Origin of the sequence: Novosphingobium sp. CECT 9465, from assembly GCF_920987055.1 — a bacterium.
Classification (GTDB): Bacteria; Pseudomonadota; Alphaproteobacteria; order Sphingomonadales; family Sphingomonadaceae; genus Novosphingobium.
Window position 1 is genome coordinate 2,938,390 of sequence record NZ_CAKLBX010000001.1, and the last position, 12,386, is coordinate 2,950,775.

Sequence of the window (12,386 nt, forward strand, 5' to 3'; positions counted from 1 at the left end):
GTCGGATTCTAGCGTATTTTCGGATGGCTTTGGTCGGGTCTGAATCATTCCCATTCGATCGTGCCCGGCGGCTTTGAGGTGTAGTCATAGACCACGCGGTTGATGCCCTTGACCTCATTGACGATGCGCGTGGCCACGCGGCTCAGGAAACCGGCGTCGAAGGGGTAGATGTCGGCGGTCATGCCATCGGTGCTGGTGACGGCGCGCAGCGCGCAGACGTTGTCGTAAGTGCGGAAATCGCCCATCACGCCAACGGTCTTGACCGGGAGCAGCACCGCGAAAGCCTGCCAGATCGCGTCGTAGAGACCCGCGTTGCGGATTTCCTCAAGGTAGATCGCATCGGCCTTGCGCAGCACGTCGCAGCGTTCGCGGGTCACTTCGCCGGGGATGCGGATGGCAAGGCCGGGGCCGGGAAACGGGTGCCGCCCGACGAACACATCGGGCAAGCCCAGTTCGCGGCCCAGCGCGCGCACTTCGTCCTTGAATAGTTCGCGTAAGGGTTCGACCAGCTTCATGTTCATGCGTTCGGGCAGGCCGCCGACATTGTGGTGGCTCTTGATCGTAACCGATGGACCGCCGGTGAAGCTGACCGATTCGATCACGTCGGGATAGAGCGTGCCCTGTGCAAGGAAATCCGCGCCGCCTACCTGCCTGGCCTCAGCCTCGAACACATCGATAAAGGTCTTGCCGATGAACTTGCGCTTGGCTTCGGGATCGGTGACGCTGGCAAGCCCGCCGAGAAACAGGGCCGAAACGTCCTTGTGGACCAGCGGGATATTGTAGTGATTGCGGAACAGGCTGACGACCTGCTCGGCCTCACCCATCCGCATCAGCCCGTGATCGACGAAGACGCACGTGAGCTGATCGCCGATGGCTTCGTGAATCAGGACTGCGGCAACTGCCGAATCGACCCCGCCCGAAAGCCCGCAGATCACGCGGCTATCGCCGACCTGCTCGCGGATTTCGGCGATCTTGGTCTTGCGGAATTCGGCCATGGTCCAATCGCCGGTGCAGCCGCAGACGTGGCGCACGAAATTGGCGATCAGCTTTCCGCCATCGGGCGTGTGGACCACTTCGGGGTGGAACTGCGTACCGTAGTAGCGCTTCTCATCGTTGGCGATGACCGCGAAGGGCGCACCGTCGGATACCGCGACGATGCGGAAGCCCGGCGCGAACTGGGTGACCTTGTCGCCATGGCTCATCCACACCTGATGGCGTTCACCGACCGACCACAATCCGTCGAACAGTACGCACGGTTCGGTGACGGTGAGGAAGGCGCGGCCAAACTCGCCCGAATCGCCCGGCTCCACCTTGCCGCCAAGCTGCTCGCTCATCACTTGCTGGCCATAGCAGATACCGAGAATCGGCAGGCCTGAGTCGAACAGCACTTGCGGTGCGCGCGGGGACCCTTCGGCGGGCACACTGGCGGGCGAACCCGACAGGATGATGCCGGTCGGCTTCATCCGGTGGAACGCGGCTTCGGCCTGCGTATAGGGCGCGATTTCGGAATAGACCCCTGCCTCGCGGACGCGGCGGGCGATTAGCTGGGTTACCTGACTGCCGAAGTCGACAATAAGGATCGATTCTGAAGGCTGGATGCTCATGCGCAGCCGATAGGCATAGAGGCCGTTTCTGTCCAGATGGGTGCGCGAATGTGACAGTTGCATTACACGCAACCACAAATACCCGCTTCGCACTTGCAGCATACGTCATTAGGCGTATTTGCAGCCCCGGTTCCGATGCGTCCAGCCCACCCTGCCGGCCAAATCGAACCGAGAGGATGCCTGCAAGGTGAACCACAACAGGAGGTTACCATGCGCAGCTTTACCGCGATCGCGCTCCCGATCATCCTTGCCGCTGGCCTCAGCAGCATGATGTTCACCGCCACGCTCGTCTGAGCAGGCCGGGACATACGCGACGACACCGACAAAAGCGGCTGCCCCGGCGGGGTGGCCGTTTTGTCTTTTCCGGCACAAGCGTTAAAGCGTGATGGCGAATGACCGTCACCCGATTTGCCCCCAGCCCGAACGGGCCGCTCCATCTGGGCCATGCCTTTTCCGCAATCGTTGCCCATGATCGCGCGAAACGCGATCATGGCTTGTTCCTGCTGCGCATCGAGGACATCGACGGCGCGCGATCGCGGCCAGAACTGGCGCAGGACTTCCGCGCCGATCTGGCATGGCTGGGGCTGGATTTTCGCGAAGTGCCTCCGCAATCGGAGCGTATCGGCCGCTATCGCGCCGCTGCCGATCTGCTGCGTGACAAGGGCCTGCTTTATCCTTGTTCCTGCACCCGCGCCGAAATTGCCGCCGCGGCACACGTCTCCGGGCCGGACGGGCCGATCTATCCCGGAACCTGCCGCGTTTACGGACCGAAACCCGGCGCAGACGTGGCATGGCGGCTCGATATGAACCGGGCGGTGGAGCTTGCAGGGCCACTGGAATGGACCGACGAGCGGCGCGGGCCGCAGATGGCGCGGCCCGGTCTGTTCGGCGATGTGGTGCTGTGGCGCAAGGATGCACCCGCCAGCTATCACCTTGCCGCCACGCTGGACGATGCTGCGGACGGGGTGACGCATGTGACGCGCGGCGTGGACCTGTTCAACGCCAGCCATGTCCACCGCCTGCTCCAGCATCTGCTGGGGCTGCCGGTGCCGGTGTGGCACCATCACCCGGTGCTGGTGGACGCCGGTGGGCGCAAGCTGGCCAAGCGCCGCGATGCGCCCGCGCTCGCAGACCGCCGCAGGGCCGGCGAAGACGGCCTTGCCATCGCCGCGGCAGTGCGGACTGCCCGCTTTGACACTGGCATTTCCCTATCGGACGCATTAGATCAGCAGGCATGAACTATGTCCTGATCCCGCTGATCGTCGTCCTCGTCGCCATGACGGTCATCTCGCTCGTGCGCGGGATCATCGCATTCTTGAAGACGACCGAAGCCGATCTGAAAAGCGATCCGTCCAAAGGCGCGACCGACATGCAGATCCTGCAGAACAAGATGATGTTCAACCGCATCAAGTATCAGGGGATGGCCGTGCTGGCGGTTGTCATCCTGATGGCCGTTTCGCGCTGACCGGCATACCGCAATTGTCATGGTAAAGCTCAACAAGATCTACACCCGCACGGGTGACGATGGTACGACCGGACTGGTAGATGGTTCGCGCCGGGCCAAGTTCGATGCGCGGATGCAGGCCATCGGCGAAGTGGATGAGGCCAACAGTGCAATCGGCCTTGCCGCCGTGGCCACATCGGCCGATGCTGCGGCCGATCTTCAGCGTATTCAGAACGACCTGTTCGATCTGGGCGCCGATCTTGCCACGCCGGGCGAGGATTTCATGCCATCTGACATGGTCCTGCGCGTTGTTGCCGCGCAAGTCGAATGGCTGGAAACGGCAATCGATGCGCTGAACGAGAGCCTTCCCCCCCTGACCAGTTTCATCCTGCCGGGCGGTTCGGAAGCGGCAGCGCGCATTCACGTGGCGCGGGCCACGGTGCGCCGGGCAGAACGCGCGACGGTGGCGCTCGACAATGTCGAACCGGTCAATCCGCAGGCGATGGCTTACCTCAATCGGCTGTCCGACTACTTGTTCGTGCTCGCCCGTGCGACGAATGCCGGCAATGACCCGCTGTGGGTGCCCGGCGGATCGCGCTGATCTGCTGTCAGCAGGTAGACTCCGGCATCCACGCTCGCTAGTCAGCCCACATTGCCTGCATGGCGCATGGGCTAAGAGTGGGGATTTGCATGATCAGGACGGTTGCGGTGATCGGCGCGGGCCAGATGGGTTCGGGCATTGCGCAGGTTTCAGCGCAGGCGGGCCTGAAGGTGCTGCTGGGCGACGTCTCGGTCGAACTGGCTGAAAAGGCGCGGGACAAGATCGCCAAGGGCCTTGGCAAGCTGGTCGAGAAGGGCAAGGTCGATGCAGCACTGGCCGCTTCCACCATTGCCAACCTTCACTGCTTTTCCGATCACGCCGCAGTTGCCGAAGCCGATCTGATGATCGAAGCCGCGACCGAGCGTGAGGACATCAAGCACAAGATTTTTGAATCGGTGGGCAAGCATCTTGCCGCACACGCGATCATGGCGTCGAACACGTCCTCGATCCCGATTACGCGGATGGCGGTATCCTCGCCCGATCCGCAGCGCTTTATCGGCATTCACTTCTTCAATCCGGTGCCGCTGATGAAACTGGTGGAAGTGATCCCCGGCCTTGCCACTTCGGTTTCCACGATCGAAGCGGTGCGCGATTACGTTGCCAATATCGGCAAGGAAATCGTGCTGTCGCAGGACGAACCCGGCTTTATCGTGAACCGCATCTTCGTGCCCTTCATCAACGAGGCGGCTTTCGTCCTCGGCAGCGGCACAGGCTCCGTCGTGGATATCGACAAGGGCGTGAAGCTGGGCCTCAATCACCCGATGGGTCCGCTTGAACTGGCCGATTTCATCGGGCTGGATACCCTGCTGGAAATCATGAAAATCTACCTCGCCTCCACCGGCGATCCGAAGTACCGCCCGGCGCCGCTGCTGCAGAAGTATGTCGAGGCAGGCTGGCTGGGCCGCAAGTCTGGTCGGGGCTTCTATGACTATTCCGGCGAAGTGCCGGTGCCTACGCGATAAGAACGGAACAGGCGGTCGGTCAGCGCGTAGTCTCCTCAACAAGGAGATGCACCGTGATCGACCGTGAAACCACCGCACCTGAAAATCGGGCACCTGAGACCGTCAACACCGAACAGGAAGACGGCGACACGCAGGCGCAGAGCGTGACCGACGATGCAATTGCGCGCGCAACCAGCGTAATCGGCGAACAGGGTGCCACCGAACGGGTGCCCGGCGGCGAAGATGATTCCGGTGGCATGCCCGATCTTGTCGATCACATGAACCAGATGGTCAGCAGCGGCGTGATCGACATGAGCGCCTATCGCGGTGAGCGGAGCGACGATGACGAAGAGGGCATGCTGGGCGAAGGCGGAATCGACGACGATACTCCGCGCGGGGCCTGAACTATCAATCTGCGCCGGGTTGTTCCGGCGTATCCTTGGCCCATGGATCGACATGGGCGGGTGTGGGCTTGTCGGCCGCCTCGTCCGGCGATGGCACCACCGACCAGGTCAGTAGCAGGATCGATCCTGCCCACCACAAGGCGCGCCAGCGACTGGCAAATACAGTGGTGAGACGCGGCCCGAACATCTGCGTGAACATGACAGCAAAAACTTAGCCAGTGGTTACCCCTTAGCAGTCGCCCGCTCCGCAACGATACGGAGGCGCATTGCTCGCGCCAGCGCCGCACAGCCTTGCGATGACAAGGATTGCTATCTCGCTCGCCGCCGCGCTGCTGACACTGTTGCCCGGCACCGCCTCATCCACCACTTCGGGCGACCGCGAACGCGCGCAGTTCGAACCCTGCGGCGCGTCTCCGCGCATCACCTGCATCGTCGATGGGGACACGTTCTGGTACGGCGGCACCAAGATCCGCATGGCCGACATCAACACCCCGGAAACCGCACAAGCCGCTTGCGCGCAGGAAGCGGCGCTGGGGCTACGGGCAAAGCAGCGCCTTGGCCAGTTGCTCAACGCAGGGCCTTTCACGCTGGAAGTGCGCGGGCGCGAGACCGACCGCTATGGCCGCGCGCTGCGCGTGGTCACCCGCAAGGGGGAAAGCCTTGGCGCGCGGCTTGAGGCGGAGGGCCTTGCCGAACACTGGAAAGGACGGCGCGGCAACTGGTGTGGCGCTTCAGGCGGCGCGTAGGCCGGTAACCGCGCGCGCGCCGCGATCCTGCGCGGAAAGGCCATCGAACATGGCATCGATGATCCGCGCCAGCTTTTCCTCGCTCAGTCGGTCCATCAGCAGAACCATCGTGTTCAGCGCGCAATAGGGCGCAACCATCTGATTCACCAGACTGATGGTCTCATCCACCCCCAGCCCGGCAAAGGCACCATCGCTCATCGCCTCACCGATGATCTCGCCCAGGTAATGATCGGCAAGGTCTATGTAGCTGCGCACCTGTTCGAAATAATCATTGCCGATTTCGACGTTGGCCTGAAGCCTGACCGGGTCGTCCTCCCACTTGGCCCGCAGCAGCAGGAAACGACGGGCGAAGAACTCGTACATCTTGCGGCGGGGCGGAAGATCGCTGGCAAGTACTTCTTCCATGATCGCGACCATCGGCTGGAACCAGTGGTCCGCCATGGCTTCGAGCAGTTCGTCACGCGTTTCGAAATAGCGCGAAAGATTGGCGGTCGACATATTCGCGCGGGCGGCAAGTTCGGCCATCGACAGCGCACCGCCACCGCGCTCATCGATAATGGCCTGCGCCAGATCGACCAGTCGCGCACGCGTTGCCTCAATATCATTGCGGGTTGGGGCCATGACGCGCGGGATCCTGCGAAAGGGGGTGTTGCGGCCATTGTAAGGTGACAAGGCCCCGCCGACAATCACCACTCCGGCAAGAAAGGCGCTTGCAATGCCTTCAAGCCGCAACGCCGATCGGCTAAGGCGCCGCAACAGGTTGCACCAGATACGAAAAGGCTCCCCCGTCAATGCCATTCCGCCCGCGTCATCTGCTCGCCCTCGGACTGCCCGCGCTGCTGGCTGCCTGCGCCGGGCCAATGGCTGGGCCGCGCAGTGCGGTGCCGGTCGAAGTCGGCATCGTGGCAATCAACGATTTCCATGGAAGTCTTGAACCGCCGCGCCAATCGGTCAACGCGCCCGATGGCAAGGGCGGGATCGTGCCTGTGCCCGCAGGCGGCGCGGCGTGGCTCGCCTCTGCCATCGATTCGGTGCGCGGGAAATATGCCCACGCCCTGACCGTTTCGGCGGGCGACATGATCAGCGCCTCGCAACTGGCATCCTCGCTTTATCTGGACGAGCCGACGATCGGCGTGATGAACCGCATCGGTGTGGACTTCAACGCGGTGGGCAATCACGAATTTGATCGCGGCCAGCACGAACTTCTGCGCATGCAGAATGGCGGGTGCGAAAAGCTGACCGCCAAGGAACCCTGCGCGATCGAGCCGTTCACCGGCGCGAAATTCCGCTATCTGTCAGCCAGCACGGTCAAGGCTGATGGCTCCACGCTGTTCCCGGCAACGGCTCTGCGCACGTTCGGCAGCGGTGGGAACGCGGTTACCGTGGGGGTGATCGGGCTGACGCTGAAGGGTACGCCCGCGCTTGTTGTGCCGAGCGGCATCGCAGGGCTGACCTTCGCCGACGAGGCTGACACGATCAACGCCGCCGTTCCCGCGCTGAAGGCGCAAGGTGCCGATGCCATCGTCGTGCTGATCCACGAAGGCGCACGAACGCAAGGGACGCCTGATCCCAACGGCTGCGAAAATCTTGGTGGTGACATCCGCCCGATTCTCGACAGGCTTGATACCCGCGTGGACGTGGTCGTATCGGGCCACACGCACTGGTCCTATGTCTGCGATTATGGCACGCTCAATCCGGCAAAACCGATCCTGTTGACCAGCGCGGGCGTCTATGGCGAACTCGTGACGGACATCACGCTCAAGATCGATCCGGTGGCCGGGCGCGTGATTTCCAAGGCCGCCAGGAACGTGATCGTGCAATCGGTGCCTTACACATCGTCACGCGGGCCACTGGCAAACACGCCGCTCTATCCGCAATTCGGCCCGCGTGCCGATGTGGCCGAATACGTGGCGAAATATGTCGAGGCATCGAAGGTATTTACCCAGCGCCCGATCGGCAAGATCGACCGCGCCGCGCCCAAGAACGAAGGCGCGGAAGGCGGCGCGGGGGGACCGCTGGGCAACCTGATCGCGGATGCGCAATTGAACGCCGGTCGTAGTGCAGGCGCGCAGATCGCGTTCATGAATCCATTCGGCATCCGCGCGCCGCTGGTGCCATCTGCTGACGGCACACTGACCTTTGGCGACATCTACCTGTGCCAGCCCTTCGGCAACAACGTGGTGACCGCAACGATGACCGGCGCGCAGATCAAGGCGACGCTGGAACAGGGGCTGGACGCCACCGGACCGATCCAGGCGCTCGCACCTTCGGCGGGCTTTGCATTTACCTATGACCTCAAGCGCCCATCGGGCGACCGCGTCGTTTCGATCACACTCGACGGCCAGTCGCTGGCGATGGACAAGCCCTATCGCGTCACCGTCAACGGCTTCCTCGGTCTTGGCGGCGATGGCTTCACCGGGTTTGCGGACAAGCCCGATACGGTGACCGGCCCGACAGATATCGACGCGCTGGAAAGCTGGATCAAGGCCGTGCCGGTGCGTGATGTTCCGCAGGAAAAACGCTCAGCGGCTATCGGTTAACAATGCCCATCCCCGACCCTTCCCGCAAGCGGGAAGGGGGAAAAATGAAGGGGACGAAGGACTGTAATAACCACTCCCGCTTGCGGGAGGGGAGCAAGACTTGATGAGCCGCAAGCGAATTTAGTCGCAGCGGGGTGGGCATCGCGCCCACCGCACAAACCAAATCAACCCGCCAACCGCAGCCCCGCACTAACGCTCTCCGCTCCCGGCTGATCCGGCCAGATGCCGCGCGTGTCGTAGACGACCTTGCCCGACCGTTCGGCCAGCGGGATCACCTTGAACACATCGTGATCGACCAGCACGATCAACACGCCACATTCTTCCAGCGCGGTGTCGAGATCGATCTGCACCGCGCCGGTGCCTTCGAATTCACGCGGCAATTCGCCAGCGTAAGGCTCCACCACGTTGATCCGATTGCCGAACTGCCGGGCGAGGCTGGCGGCGACGTAGCGCGCCGGGCTTTCGCGGAAATCGTCGATATTGGCCTTGAACGCAAGGCCAAGGCAGGCGACTTTTTCGTCAGGGTTTGCCTCGACGAGTTCGGCCGCGCGCTTGACCACGTGATGCATTTTGCCATCGTTCACGTTGCGCGCGGTGCGGATGAGCGGGGTCTGTTCGGGCGCGCTGGCCACGATGAACCATGGGTCCACCGCGATGCAGTGCCCGCCCACGCCGGGGCCGGGTTGCAGGATGTTCACGCGCGGGTGGCGGTTGGCAAGACGGATCACCTCCCACACGTCCAGCCCCATCTTGTCCGCCACCATCGAAAGTTCGTTGGCAAAGGCGATGTTCACGTCGCGATAGGCGTTTTCGACCAGCTTGGTCATTTCGGCGCTGCGGGCATCGGTGGTGATGCAGGTGCCACGCACGAAGCGCTTGTAGAACGCCAGCGCCTTGCGCGCGCAACGGGGCGTGATGCCGCCGATGGAGCGATCGTTGTTGGTCAGTTCTTCAAGGATACGGCCAGGCAGCACGCGCTCCGGGCAATAGGCGATGGAAACGTCGGGCGTCTCGCGCGTCTTGCCGGGGAATTTCAGGTCGGGACGCAGGCCTGCCATCAGGTCGCGCATCTTCTCGGTCGTCCCGACGGGCGATGTCGATTCAAGAATCACCGTGTCGCCCGCCTTGATCACAGCGGCAACCTGCGTGGCGGCGGCAAGGACATAGGAGATATCGGGCGTGTGATGGCCATCCTTCTCGAACGGCGTGGGCACCGCAATCACGAACACGTCGGAAGGCTCGATCTGGGTCGATGCGCGCAGCAGCCCGCGCTGGACCACGCCATGGACAAGGCCGTCGAGATCCACTTCCTCGATATGAATTTCGCCGCGATTGATCGTGTCGACCACCTTCTGCGTTACATCCAGCCCCAACACGCGGCAGCCCGCGCGGGCGATGATCGCAGCAGTAGGCAGTCCGATATAGCCAAGGCCGACAACACAGACGTCCGGCTTCACATCACCCATCATTCGCCAGCAACTCCACGATTCGGCGCGATGTCTGCCCATCCCCGAACGGGTTGTGAGCGCGCGCCATGGCTGAATAGGCAGCCTTATCGTCGAGCAGGGTGAAGATTTCGGAAACGATGGCCTGAACATCGGTGCCAACCAACTTTGCGGTGCCCGCAGTCACTCCTTCGGGCCGCTCGGTCGTCTCGCGCATGACGAGGACGGGCTTGCCTAACGCGGGCGCCTCTTCCTGCACCCCGCCCGAATCGGTCAGCATGATCTCGGCAATGGCCAGCAGGCGCGCGAAGTGCGGGTAATCCAGCGGTTCGATCATCGCCACGTTGGACAGGTCGGCCAGCGCCGCGTCCATCACCTTGCGCACATTGGGATTGGGATGGACCGGAAAGATCAGCGCCACGTCGTCGCGCGCCGCGATCCGGCGGATGGCTTCGGCGATGTTCTCAAGGCCCCCGCCAAAGTTTTCACGGCGATGGCTGGTCACGCCGATGATTCGCTTGCCGGCGAATCGCGCCTCGATTGCGGCCAACCCTTGCGCCAGCGCCGGTTCCGCCGCGATTTTGGCGGTGACCCACTGCAACGCATCGATCACGGTATTGCCGGTGATATGGACCCCGGCGGCGTCCACGTTCTCGGCCAGCAGCGCGGCTGCCGAAACATCGGTCGGCGCAAAGTGCAGTTTTGCAATCGTGCCGATGATCTTGCGGTTCACCTCTTCGGGCCAGGGGTGATAGATATTGTGGCTGCGCAGCCCCGCTTCCACATGCGCCACCGGAAGCTTGCGGTAATAGGCGGCAAGCGCGCCGGACATGGCCGTGGCGGTATCGCCCTGCACCACCACCCAATCAGGGTTCACCACGTCCATCACTTTGCCCAGGCCCGTCAGCAGCGCCGCCGTCAAACCGTCGAGCGTCTGGTCGGGGCGCATCAGGTCAAGGTCATGGTCCGGCACGATCCCGGCGATTTCGAGCACCTGATCCAGAATCCCGCGGTGCTGCGCCGAAACGCAGGTCACCACGCGGAATCGCGGATCAGCCTGCAATGCGTGCACCACAGGAAACATCTTTATCGCTTCGGGACGCGTCCCGAACACCACCAGAATCGTCTTTGCCATGGGCAGTCCAATAATCCCCGATCGTTAACCGTGAAATAAGAGCCTCGCATTAGACAGGCGGCTTATGGCGCGCGCTGGCGCGTCAACCATGAAAGGCCGCCCTTCACGTGACCGTCCAGTTCCCTTCGATTTCTGCCGCGCCTCACAATGGCCTCGATCCGCTGGTCTCATCGACCACGCGCGTGACCGTGCTGGGCCTCGGCTATGTCGGCCTGCCGCTGGCGGTGGCGCTGGCAAAGAAGTTTTTCGTCACCGGCTTCGATATCGATACGCAGCGCATCGGAGAATTGTCCGAAGGGCATGACCGTACGCGTGAAATCGATGCGGATCGCCTTGCCAAATCCAGCCTTGGCCTGACCAGCGATGCCGCCGTCTGCCCGCCGAGCGATTTCTACATCGTGACCGTGCCCACCCCCATCGACGCTGATAACAACCCCGACCTGCGTCTGGTCGAATCCGCATCGCGCACCGTGGGCCGCATGCTGCCCGATGCCGTGGCCGAAGGACGCAAGCCGGTGATCGTGTTCGAAAGCACGGTCTATCCCGGCGTCACCGAAGACATCTGCGGTCCGCTGCTCGAACAGGTTTCCGGCCTCAAATGCGGCGAGGACTTCTTCCTGGGCTACAGCCCCGAACGTATAAATCCCGGTGACCGCGAACACACCATCGACCGCATCACCAAGGTCGTCTCCGGGCAAACTCCCGACGTGCTCGACCGCGTGGCCGACCTCTACGGCGCGATCACCAGCGGCGGCGTGTTCCGCGCCGCTTCGATCAAAGCCGCCGAAGCCGCCAAGGTGATCGAGAACGCCCAGCGCGATATCAACATCGCCTTCATGAACGAGATCACGCAGATCTTTTCGAAGATGGACCTTTCGGTGTGGGACGTGCTGGCTGCATCCAACACCAAGTGGAACTTCCTGCCCTTCACCCCCGGCCTGGTCGGCGGGCACTGCATCGGCGTCGATCCCTATTACCTCTCGGCCCGCGCCGAAGCACTGGGCCACGATCCGCAAGTGATCCTGGCCGGACGCGGCGTGAACGATGGCATGGCGCAATGGGTGGCGCGCGAACTGCACCGCACCCGTGGCAGCAAGGCAGGCAGCGTCCTCGTCCTCGGCCTCACCTTCAAGGAAAACGTGCCCGATTTGCGCAATTCCAAGGTGGCGGACGTGATTGCCGAACTGCAAGCGCTGGACCACAAGGTCGCCGTCCACGATCCGCATGCCGATACCGCCGAAGCTTTGCTGGAATATGGGCTGGAACTGGCGGGCGATGCGTTCGAACAGACTTACGACCTCGTGTTCCTTGCCGTACCACACCAGTATTATCTTGCGGCCGGGCCTGACCGCATTGCCGCGCTGGTCGCGCCGGGCGGAACGCTGGCCGATCTCAAGGGCGTGCTGGGCGAAAAGGCCGACTGGAAGCTTTGATCCGCAGCGCCGCGCCCTTATCCTGCGTCCTCGCGAAGGCCGGGACCTCGGTGATCCGGGTCGGACGTTTCGCTACAAGGCCTGAAGCCCTCG

General features: G+C 62.9%; 14 protein-coding genes. 9 read left to right on the top strand and 5 right to left on the bottom strand.

All coding sequences use genetic code 11. From position 1 onward, the window contains the following. Nucleotides 1-44 precede the first annotated feature (44 nt). Nucleotides 45-1,604 carry a glutamine-hydrolyzing GMP synthase gene (gene guaA / locus LUA85_RS14370; RefSeq protein ID WP_231471891.1) on the bottom strand — a complete coding sequence of 520 codons (1,560 nt, stop codon included), beginning with the start codon at nt 1,602-1,604 and terminating at the stop codon, nt 45-47. A gap of 135 nt (nt 1,605-1,739) precedes the next feature. Here guaA and LUA85_RS14375 point away from each other — a divergent pair, with 135 nt between their 5' ends. The 6 genes from LUA85_RS14375 (at nt 1,740) to LUA85_RS14400 (ending at nt 4,994) form a co-directional block, all read left to right on the top strand. Then, nucleotides 1,740-1,898: a hypothetical protein gene (locus LUA85_RS14375; protein ID WP_231470964.1), complete on the top strand. Its 159-nt coding sequence runs from the start codon at nt 1,740-1,742 to the stop codon at nt 1,896-1,898. A gap of 98 nt (nt 1,899-1,996) precedes the next feature. After that, on the top strand, nt 1,997-2,842 hold the full coding sequence (gluQRS, locus tag LUA85_RS14380; protein ID WP_231470965.1) for a tRNA glutamyl-Q(34) synthetase GluQRS: 846 nt from the start codon (nt 1,997-1,999) through the stop codon (nt 2,840-2,842). Further along, a complete protein-coding gene (locus tag LUA85_RS14385) occupies nt 2,839-3,069 on the top strand; it encodes an HIG1 domain-containing protein (RefSeq protein WP_231470966.1) in 231 nt (76 codons plus the stop codon). The genes gluQRS and LUA85_RS14385 overlap by 4 nt, the downstream gene beginning before the upstream one ends. Before the next feature lie 19 nt (nt 3,070-3,088). Continuing rightward, nucleotides 3,089-3,649: a cob(I)yrinic acid a,c-diamide adenosyltransferase gene (locus LUA85_RS14390; RefSeq protein WP_231470967.1), complete on the top strand. Its 561-nt coding sequence runs from the start codon at nt 3,089-3,091 to the stop codon at nt 3,647-3,649. 89 nt (nt 3,650-3,738) lie between these two features. After that, nucleotides 3,739-4,611: a 3-hydroxyacyl-CoA dehydrogenase NAD-binding domain-containing protein gene (locus LUA85_RS14395; protein ID WP_231470968.1), complete on the top strand. Its 873-nt coding sequence runs from the start codon at nt 3,739-3,741 to the stop codon at nt 4,609-4,611. 53 nt (nt 4,612-4,664) lie between these two features. Further along, the gene (locus LUA85_RS14400) at nt 4,665-4,994 is read left to right on the top strand and encodes a hypothetical protein (protein WP_231470969.1); all 330 of its coding nucleotides are present in this window, start codon (nt 4,665-4,667) and stop codon (nt 4,992-4,994) included. Nucleotides 4,995-4,998: 4 nt separating this feature from the next. Here LUA85_RS14400 and LUA85_RS14405 read toward each other — a convergent pair whose 3' ends face one another. After that, a complete protein-coding gene (locus tag LUA85_RS14405; RefSeq protein WP_231470970.1) occupies nt 4,999-5,193 on the bottom strand; it encodes a hypothetical protein in 195 nt (64 codons plus the stop codon). A gap of 97 nt (nt 5,194-5,290) precedes the next feature. Between LUA85_RS14405 and LUA85_RS14410 the strand changes: the two genes are divergently transcribed. Next, nucleotides 5,291-5,740, top strand: a complete 450-nt coding sequence (locus LUA85_RS14410; RefSeq protein ID WP_371823693.1) for a thermonuclease family protein — start codon at nt 5,291-5,293, stop codon at nt 5,738-5,740. Here LUA85_RS14410 and LUA85_RS14415 read toward each other — a convergent pair. Then, nucleotides 5,726-6,361 carry a TetR/AcrR family transcriptional regulator gene (locus LUA85_RS14415; RefSeq protein ID WP_231470971.1) on the bottom strand — a complete coding sequence of 212 codons (636 nt, stop codon included), beginning with the start codon at nt 6,359-6,361 and terminating at the stop codon, nt 5,726-5,728. The genes LUA85_RS14410 and LUA85_RS14415 overlap by 15 nt on opposite strands. A 170-nt stretch (nt 6,362-6,531) precedes the next feature. Between LUA85_RS14415 and LUA85_RS14420 the strand changes: the two genes are divergently transcribed. Continuing rightward, entirely contained in the window at nt 6,532-8,280 is a 1,749-nt protein-coding gene (locus LUA85_RS14420; protein WP_231470972.1) for a bifunctional UDP-sugar hydrolase/5'-nucleotidase, read from the top strand. Nucleotides 8,281-8,444: 164 nt separating this feature from the next. Here the strand turns inward: LUA85_RS14420 and wecC are convergent, their stop codons facing one another. Continuing rightward, nucleotides 8,445-9,749: a UDP-N-acetyl-D-mannosamine dehydrogenase gene (gene wecC / locus LUA85_RS14425; RefSeq protein WP_231470973.1), complete on the bottom strand. Its 1,305-nt coding sequence runs from the start codon at nt 9,747-9,749 to the stop codon at nt 8,445-8,447. After that, on the bottom strand, nt 9,739-10,860 hold the full coding sequence (wecB, locus tag LUA85_RS14430; RefSeq protein ID WP_231470974.1) for a non-hydrolyzing UDP-N-acetylglucosamine 2-epimerase: 1,122 nt from the start codon (nt 10,858-10,860) through the stop codon (nt 9,739-9,741). Before wecB ends, wecC begins: the two co-directional genes overlap by 11 nt. Before the next feature lie 107 nt (nt 10,861-10,967). Here wecB and LUA85_RS14435 point away from each other — a divergent pair, with 107 nt between their 5' ends. Next, nucleotides 10,968-12,293: a nucleotide sugar dehydrogenase gene (locus LUA85_RS14435; protein ID WP_231470975.1), complete on the top strand. Its 1,326-nt coding sequence runs from the start codon at nt 10,968-10,970 to the stop codon at nt 12,291-12,293. Nucleotides 12,294-12,386 lie beyond the last annotated feature (93 nt).

What these genes read in the sequence shown, in the direction of transcription:
- guaA (WP_231471891.1), bottom strand. Translation starts at nt 1,604, where the DNA reads ATGAGCATCCAGCCTTCAGAATCGATCCTTATTGTCGACTTCGGCAGT.
- LUA85_RS14375 (WP_231470964.1), top strand. Translation starts at nt 1,740, where the DNA reads ATGCGTCCAGCCCACCCTGCCGGCCAAATCGAACCGAGAGGATGCCTG.
- gluQRS (WP_231470965.1), top strand. Translation starts at nt 1,997, where the DNA reads ATGACCGTCACCCGATTTGCCCCCAGCCCGAACGGGCCGCTCCATCTG.
- LUA85_RS14385 (WP_231470966.1), top strand. Translation starts at nt 2,839, where the DNA reads ATGAACTATGTCCTGATCCCGCTGATCGTCGTCCTCGTCGCCATGACG.
- LUA85_RS14390 (WP_231470967.1), top strand. Translation starts at nt 3,089, where the DNA reads ATGGTAAAGCTCAACAAGATCTACACCCGCACGGGTGACGATGGTACG.
- LUA85_RS14395 (WP_231470968.1), top strand. Translation starts at nt 3,739, where the DNA reads ATGATCAGGACGGTTGCGGTGATCGGCGCGGGCCAGATGGGTTCGGGC.
- LUA85_RS14405 (WP_231470970.1), bottom strand. Translation starts at nt 5,193, where the DNA reads ATGTTCACGCAGATGTTCGGGCCGCGTCTCACCACTGTATTTGCCAGT.
- LUA85_RS14410 (WP_371823693.1), top strand. Translation starts at nt 5,291, where the DNA reads ATGACAAGGATTGCTATCTCGCTCGCCGCCGCGCTGCTGACACTGTTG.
- LUA85_RS14415 (WP_231470971.1), bottom strand. Translation starts at nt 6,361, where the DNA reads ATGGCCCCAACCCGCAATGATATTGAGGCAACGCGTGCGCGACTGGTC.
- LUA85_RS14420 (WP_231470972.1), top strand. Translation starts at nt 6,532, where the DNA reads ATGCCATTCCGCCCGCGTCATCTGCTCGCCCTCGGACTGCCCGCGCTG.
- wecC (WP_231470973.1), bottom strand. Translation starts at nt 9,749, where the DNA reads ATGATGGGTGATGTGAAGCCGGACGTCTGTGTTGTCGGCCTTGGCTAT.
- wecB (WP_231470974.1), bottom strand. Translation starts at nt 10,860, where the DNA reads ATGGCAAAGACGATTCTGGTGGTGTTCGGGACGCGTCCCGAAGCGATA.